The following is a 7,092-nucleotide window of genomic DNA, read 5'->3' as shown; positions in this document are numbered from 1 at the left end:
GACGGCGGCGGCCCGGCGGGCGAGCATCAGCGGCACCGGGTCGAAGTGGGCGACCGGGTCGTGGCGCAGCCGCCGGGCGTAGTCGGCCTCGGCGGCCAGCGCGTCGGCGAGCGCGTCGCGCTGCGCGCCCCATCTGCGGATCGGGAAGAGCACGATCAGCGCCGCCTGGACGACCCCGCCGAACATGATCATCGCGCCGTGCAGGGCCGCCTGCGCGACGGAGGTCGGCAGCGTGATCGTGACGAGCATGATCGCGACGTTGGACGCGGCGATGATGCCCCCGGTCGGGCCCGCCGCCCAGGCGAGCCCGGCGAGGAAGGTCCAGGTGACCAGGAGGAGCAGGAAGAGCAGGAGGTGGGCGCCCGTCACATAGCCGAGGAAGGTGGAGAAGCCGAGGCTGACGCCGGAGACCAGGGCGAGGACGGGGCGCGGGCGCCAGCTGCGCTGGAAGGTGGCGATGGCCGCCTGGAACGCGCCGAACGCGGAGCTGGCGGCGACCACCGGGCCGAACAGCGCGAGACCGACCCCGATGACCAGGGCGAGCCCGGCCGCGCCGCGCACCGCGATCAGCGGTTCGAGGCGCCGCCGCTCGATCTTCAGGCCGGAGCGGGCGGTCTCCTTCAGCGCCCGGAGCCAGCTCATGTGCCGAGCCTAACCGGAATCGCCGTTTTGCCCGACTTATAGGGAATGGAGGTCTGGCTGGTGGTCACTCAGCCCCTGATGCCCCGGGTCTCCCCGCTCATCCGGGCCCGGTCCGCCGCCTCCGTGCCGTGCGTCCAGCCGTCCAGGTCGGTCGCGCCCCTGACCCGGGTGGTCGTGGTGCGCGGAAACATCTGCTCGGCGGTCTCGGTGACCGCCAGGTCACGGGCGGCCAGCACCGGGAGCAGTGCGTCGCCGGCGCCGGCACCGCTCTCCGCCTCGGCCGTGGCACGGGCGGTGCCGTCGGCGAGGCGGCTGCCCAGGCGCTGGGCGTAGGCCATCAGGAAGGACTGACGGAACGTCTTGGTCCGCTTGCGTCCGCCGGCTCGCTGGCCCGCCTCCGCGCGGGTCATCGCGGCCGTGCCCTGGACGAGCAGCGAGGTGTGGAGCAGTTCGACGGACTCCAGGTCCGCCTCGAAGCCGACGACCGTGGTGAAGCCCAGGTCGCTGTTCCACACGGCCCGGCAGCGGTTCGCCGCGGCCACCGCGTCGAGCAGGATCGCCTTGGCCGTCTCGTACGGGGCGTCCACGCCGATCCGGCGGGCGCCGGGGGTGCGGTCGCCGTGCGTACGGGCGGCGAGCAGGGCCTCGTCGATGCTGTGCCGGGCCATCAGCTCCTGCGCCTTGGTGGTCAGGGCCTCCGCCTCCTCCGGATAGCCGGTCGCCTCCGCCTTCGCGAGCAGGGCGCGGATGCGGGTCAGCATGCGGGGCTCACCGGCGGCGGGCGGCCGGGTCAGGGCCTCACGCGCCGCGCCCGGCGGGGGCCCGACGGGCTCGATGGCCGGGAGGGCGAGCAGCAGGCGGTAGAGGGCGAGGAGCGCGGAGGCGTACGAGAACCGGTCGGGCCGGCCCGCGGGCGGCGCCGCCGGCAGCTCGTCCAGCTGGGACCGCCAGCGCGGCGGCAGCTCCGGATACCGGCGGACCTCGGACGCGATGAGCCCGGCGGCCAGGCCCGCGGCGTGCTCGTCCAGTTCACGGCGGACGAGGCGGAGGACGTCGGCGGGCAGCCAGCCCCGCTCCCAGGCGCGCCGGACGAACTCCTCGCCCTTGCGCACCAGCTCCGCGTCGGCCCGCGGGGCGGCGGCGAGCAGCGAGGCGCCGGTGTCGAGACCGGCGTCGCCCTCCGTGTAGAGGGCGGCCGCGAACGCCTGGTCGATCACCGTTTCCATGAGGTCAGGGTAGGCGCGCATCCTCCGCTGACCGCCGTCCACAGGCTGTGGATATCGAACGCGCGCACGAAACACGGGCTCCCGGCCGTTGTCAGTGCCGGGTGCCAGACTCGGCCGTATGACCGAACGCTGGGCGCTGGCCGTCACGGAGGACGGCGGCGCGCGCCTCGCCCCGCTGGACCGCTCCGGCCTGCCGGCGGGCCCGGTCCTGACCGAGCCGGACCTCGCGGAGGCGGTCCGCTCCCGGCCGGACGTCGCCCGCTGGGTGTGGCGCTCGACAGCCGAGGTCTACCCCCGGCTGCTGGCCGCCGGGGTGCGGGTCGAACGGGCCTACGACGTGGAGGCCGCCGAGTCCCTGCTCCTCGGCCACGAGGGCCGGCTCGGCGAGCCCCGCTCGGCCGTCGCCGCGCTCGCCCGGCTGCGGGGCGGCCCGGTACCGCCCGATCCGCCGCCCCGGTCCGCCGAGCCCGGCTCCCAGTCGTCCCTGTTCGAGCCGCCCTCCGGCCCGGAGCTGCCGTTCGACGCGCTGACCGAGGTGTACGCGGCACAGCTCGCGCGCCACGGGGCGACGGACCGGCCGGAGCGGATGCGGCTGCTGACGGCCGCCGAGTCGGCGGGGATGCTGGTCGCCGCCGAGATGAACCGGACGGGCCTGCCCTGGCGGGCCGACGTCCACCGCGAGGTGCTGCACGAACTGCTCGGCGAGCGGTACGCGGGCGGCGGCGAGCCCCGCCGCCTCGCCGAACTCGCCGACGAGGTGTCCGCCGCCTTCGGACGCCGGGTGCGCCCGGATCTGCCCGCCGACGTGGTGCGGGCGTTCGCGCAGGCAGGGATCAAGGTCCGCTCGACACGCCGCTGGGAGCTGGAGTCCCTGGACCACCCGGCGGTCGGGCCGCTCGTCCAGTACAAGAAGCTGTACCGGATCTGGACCGCGCACGGCTGGAGCTGGCTCCAGGACTGGGTGCGCGACGGCCGCTTCCGCCCCGAGTACCAGCCGGGCGGCACGGTCACCGGGCGCTGGACGACCAACGGCGGCGGGGCGCTCCAGATCCCCAAGGTGATCCGGCGGGCCGTCGTCGCGGACGAGGGGTGGCGCCTCGTCGTCGCGGACGCCGCCCAGATGGAGCCGAGGGTGCTGGCCGCGATCTCCCGCGACCCGGGCCTGATGGAGGTCGCGGGCCATGAGGGGGACCTCTACGCCGCGCTGTCCGACCGCGCCTTCCACGGCGACCGCGACCACGCCAAGATCGCGCTGCTCGGGGCCGTCTACGGGCAGACGTCCGGGGACGGCCTGAAGAATCTGGCGGCCCTGCGCCGCAGGTTCCCGCACGCGGTCGCCTATGTGGACGACGCCGCGAAGGCGGGCGAGGAGGGCCGTCTGGTACGGACGTGGCTCGGCCGGACCAGTCCGCCGGCGGCCGGTCGCGGGGAGGACGGGGAGGCGGGCATCCCGCAGGAGGAGGAGGGGGCCCGCCCGGAGTACACGCCCGGTTACGCCTCCTCGGACGCGCGGGCGCGCGGCCGGTTCACGCGGAACTTCGTGGTCCAGGGCAGCGCGGCGGAGTGGGCTCTGCTTCTCCTGGCGGCCCTGCGCCGGGCGGTCGCCGCCGCCGGGCTCCGGGCCGAGCTGGTCTTCTTCCAGCACGACGAGGTGATCGTGCACTGCCCGCTCGCGGAGACGGACGCGGTGGTGGCGGCGATCCGGGAGGCCGCCGAGGTGGCCGGCCGGACGGCCTTCGGAGACACACCCGTGCGCTTCCCGTTCACCACGGCGGTGGTGGAGCGCTACTCGGACGCGAAGTGACAGAAGCGGCATGGCAGCCGGAACGGCCCGGGACCGAACCCCCTCCGGCCCGGGCCGTGCGCCCACGCGCCCCGGGGAGAGAGCCCGGGGCGCGTGGGCGCGGCGGTTACGGCCGCCCGGCCGTCTGCCTGTCTACCCGCGTTCCCACAACGCGGGGACATTCGGCGGCTCCCAGCCGGTCAGGGCGGTGTGAGCCTGCAGACAGCGGTAGGCGACCCCGCCGTATGTGACGCGGTTTCCCGCGGTGTAGGACGTCCCGGCCGCCCAGGTGCCACCCGGTTCGGTCGGCGGGTCGGTCGGGTCGGTGGGCGGATCGGTCGGGTCCGTGGGGTCCTGGGCGACGTCGAGGACGAAGTCGAAGGTGCCCTCCTTGCCGGAACCGACCGCCCGGACGTTCATCAGCAGCGCCGCGTCGTACAGCATGTCGGTGCTGTTGCGCGGCTCGCCCGGGAAGTACAGCTGGGTGGTGAGGATGCCCGAGCCGGGGGCCTGGGCCTTCACATGGATGTGCCGGGTCCGGCCGGGGTAGAGGCCGGGCACGATCGTGGTGAGCGTGAACGCGCCGTTCTGATCGGTGAACTGGTGGCCGCGGAAGGCGTAACCGCTCATGTCGTACGCGCCGTTGGTGTCGGCCTGCCAGAAGTCGAGCAGCACGCCGGGGATGGGGCGGCACTCGCGCCCGAAGACGTATCCGCTGACGGTGAGCCGGACACCGGGCGTCGACGCGGTCACCAGGCTGGTGCGGAGCGGGGAGTTGGGCTTGAAGTACGGGCCCTCGATCTGGTCGTGCGTCGGCTCGTCGCCGTCGTCGCAGTCCGGGGTCGGGGCGAGCGGCCGGCCGGTGTTCCCGGCGTCGCGCGCCAGCGCCACCCCGCCGCCCGCGAACAGCGGTACGGCGGTGGCCACGAGCGCCGCCTTGAGGAGGGACTTGCGGCTGATCGCGGGACCGCCCGCGGCGTCGGCGGTGGGTTCGGGTGCGGAGGACTCGGGGGTTGTGGGGGGCATGGCTGACGGACTCCTCGGGATGGTGGGGAAGGGCACGTGCGCGGTGCGGGGGCCCGGGGCGGTGTCGGTCGCCCCGGGCCCGTTCCTCGATCGCCTGAGGGGCGGGTGTTCCGGTGCTACACGGCCTGCCACAGGGCCGGGACGTTCGGCGGGGTCCAGCCGGGCTGCGCCAGGTGGCCCTGGAGGCAGCGGTAGCTCGCCGAGCCGTACGTCACGACGTCACCGGCCGCGTAGGTGGTGCCGGCCGCCCAGGTGCCGCCCGGGTTGGTCGGCGGGTCGGTGGGGTCGGGCGGGGTGGTGGAGCCGTTGGTGACCAGGGTCAGCCCGTACGCCTGGAGCGCCGGGTTCAGCGGCTGGAAGTACGTCACACCGCCCTGCGAGCAGTTGCCGGTGCCGCCGGAGGTGACGCCCTGGGCCTGGCTGCCCGAGATGAACGAGCCGCCGGAGTCGCCGGGTTCGGCGCAGACGTTGGTCCGGGTCACCCCGGAGACGGTGCCCTCCTGGTAGGTGACGCTGCTGTTGCGCTGCTGGACCGTGCCGCAGTGCCAGCCCGTCGTGGAGCCGGACCGGCAGACCGACGAGCCCTCGATCGCCTCGGTGGAGCCAGTGACCGTCACGTCGCCGTTGCCGTAGCCGTTGACCAGCGGGCGCGGGGTCCAGCTGGTGTTGGTGGCGACCCAGGAGTAGTCGCGGCCGGGGAAGGTGGAGCCCTGGAAGGACCCCTGGGCCTGCTGGTTGTAGCCGCTGGTGGAGACGCCCGGGGTGCCGCAGTGCCCGGCGCTGACGAAACCGCCCTGGGTGCCGCGCTTGACGGGGAAGCCGATGGAGCACCGGCCCGAGCCGTTCATGTAGTACGCGTCGCCGCCGCGCAGGTCCGTGAAGGTACGGGGCTGCTCGGTGGACCGGGCGACGGTCACCAGGTCACGGGAGACGCCGGCCTTCGCCAGGAACGCGTCGGCGGCGGACGCCCTCCCGGCCTGGACGACGACGCGGTTGCTGCGCACGTCGACGTACCAGGCGGGCACACCCGTGGGCGCGGTGCGCAGCGCGACCCGGTCCAGCGCGGCCTTGGCGGCGTCGAGTTCGGCGAGGCTGTGGTCGACGACCTCGGCGCGGGCCCCGGCCTTCGCGATGCGCGCGGCGTCCGAGGGGTCGGTGGTGGAGACCGTCAAGTCGCCCGCGTCACCCGAGACGCGGGCCCCGGCGAAGTCGTCGCCGAGCGAGTACCGCAGTCCGGCGGTGACGGCGGTGGCCCGCGCCTCGCTGGCTATGCGGCTGCGGGCCTCGGAGGCGGTCAGCCCGAGGTCGCGCTGCATGGCCTTCAGCAGTCCGGGCGAGAGCTGCGCGGCATCCGTCGTGACGGCGGGGGTGTGGGGGGCGGGGTCGGCGGACGCGGTGCCGGTCAGCCCGGCGAGTGCGAGCGCGCCGACGGCCACGGTGGCGGTACACGCGGCCAGGGCCCGCCTGCGGAGCATGGATCTCTCCACGGAACTCTCCTTGTTCGGGGGATCGCTTCGGGGGAAGCGGTGCGGGGGAATTCGCCGCCAAGGTAGCCGCGTACACGTCAGCTCCAGGAGATCCCGTCCGCCCCATCGCGCCGCGTTATGGGGTGCCGGGGCTGGGCCCGAACTGCCTTTGTATACGGGCCCCGAGTAGGTTCCCCCCATGCGAATAGGCCGACTGCTGGGCAGTGGACGCGACGCGGACGTGTACGAGCTGGACGAGGCGTGGGTGCTGCGGCGCTACCGCGACGGGATGGACGCCTCCCGGGAACTGCCCGTCCTGTCCTACCTGTCCGCCTCCGGCTACCCGGTGCCCCGGCTGGGCCCGCAGCCCCCGTCGGCCGGTCCCGGCGATCTGGTCCTCCAGCGCCTGCACGGCCCGACGATGCTGGAGTCCCTGATGTCCGGGGCGGTCGGCGCCGAGGAGGGCGCGGACCTGCTGACCGGGCTCCTCGCCGAGCTGCACACCATCCCGGCCCGGCTCTCGCCCGACCCCGAGGACCGGGTGCTCCACCTGGACCTGCACCCGGACAACGTGCTGCTGACGGTGGACGGGCCCGTGGTCATCGACTGGAGCAACACCGAGGAGGGCCCGCCCGCCCTGGACCGGGCCATGTCGGCACTGATCCTGGCGCAGGTGTCCGTGGATCCCGCTCACCCGGCGGCGGACGGGGCCCGGGAACTGGTCACCGCCCTGGTGCCGCGTCTGGCCGCCGACGACGGCATCCCCGCCCGCCACCTCGCCGACGCGGCCGCCCGGCGCTCCCTCAACCCGACGATGAGCCCGGCCGAGACGGCCCTGATCGGCGACGCGGCGGCCCTGGTCACCGCGCTGGCGGGGCGGTAGCGGGGTCTACTCCCGCGCCCCGGCGAGCTCCACCGGCCGGGTGCGCAGGGCGAGCCGGGCGGGCAG

General features: G+C 74.9%; 6 protein-coding genes. 2 read left to right on the top strand and 4 right to left on the bottom strand.

Annotated features, from left to right (window positions below):
- Both G3I41_RS32120 and G3I41_RS32115 read right to left on the bottom strand, forming a co-directional pair.
- Positions 1 to 642, bottom strand: a 642-nt coding sequence (locus G3I41_RS32120) for an FUSC family membrane protein (RefSeq protein WP_275408468.1), incomplete at its 3' end; no start/stop codon positions are given.
- Between the two features lie 68 nt (positions 643 to 710).
- Positions 711 to 1,868 carry a DUF2786 domain-containing protein gene (locus G3I41_RS32115; RefSeq protein ID WP_164404055.1) on the bottom strand — a complete coding sequence of 386 codons (1,158 nt, stop codon included), beginning with the start codon at positions 1,866 to 1,868 and terminating at the stop codon, positions 711 to 713.
- Between the two features lie 118 nt (positions 1,869 to 1,986).
- Here G3I41_RS32115 and G3I41_RS32110 point away from each other — a divergent pair, with 118 nt between their 5' ends.
- On the top strand, positions 1,987 to 3,672 hold the full coding sequence (locus tag G3I41_RS32110) for a bifunctional 3'-5' exonuclease/DNA polymerase (RefSeq protein WP_164404054.1): 1,686 nt from the start codon (positions 1,987 to 1,989) through the stop codon (positions 3,670 to 3,672).
- A 132-nt stretch (positions 3,673 to 3,804) separates the two neighbouring features.
- On the opposite strand, the gene G3I41_RS32105 is transcribed toward G3I41_RS32110, so the two are convergent.
- Both G3I41_RS32105 and G3I41_RS32100 read right to left on the bottom strand, forming a co-directional pair.
- On the bottom strand, positions 3,805 to 4,677 hold the full coding sequence (locus G3I41_RS32105; protein WP_164404053.1) for a carbohydrate-binding protein: 873 nt from the start codon (positions 4,675 to 4,677) through the stop codon (positions 3,805 to 3,807).
- A gap of 116 nt (positions 4,678 to 4,793) precedes the next feature.
- The gene (locus G3I41_RS32100; RefSeq protein ID WP_164404057.1) at positions 4,794 to 6,152 is read right to left on the bottom strand and encodes an alpha-lytic protease prodomain-containing protein; all 1,359 of its coding nucleotides are present in this window, start codon (positions 6,150 to 6,152) and stop codon (positions 4,794 to 4,796) included.
- Positions 6,153 to 6,342: 190 nt separating this feature from the next.
- Between G3I41_RS32100 and G3I41_RS32095 the strand changes: the two genes are divergently transcribed.
- Positions 6,343 to 7,026 carry a phosphotransferase gene (locus tag G3I41_RS32095; protein ID WP_203601955.1) on the top strand — a complete coding sequence of 228 codons (684 nt, stop codon included), beginning with the start codon at positions 6,343 to 6,345 and terminating at the stop codon, positions 7,024 to 7,026.
- Positions 7,027 to 7,092: the final 66 nt, after the last annotated feature.

This window comes from Streptomyces sp. SID9727, from assembly GCF_010550605.1.
Lineage (GTDB): Bacteria > Actinomycetota > Actinomycetes > Streptomycetales > Streptomycetaceae > Streptomyces.
Note: the sequence above shows the minus strand (reverse complement) of the source record. Positions and strands in the feature narration are given on the sequence as shown.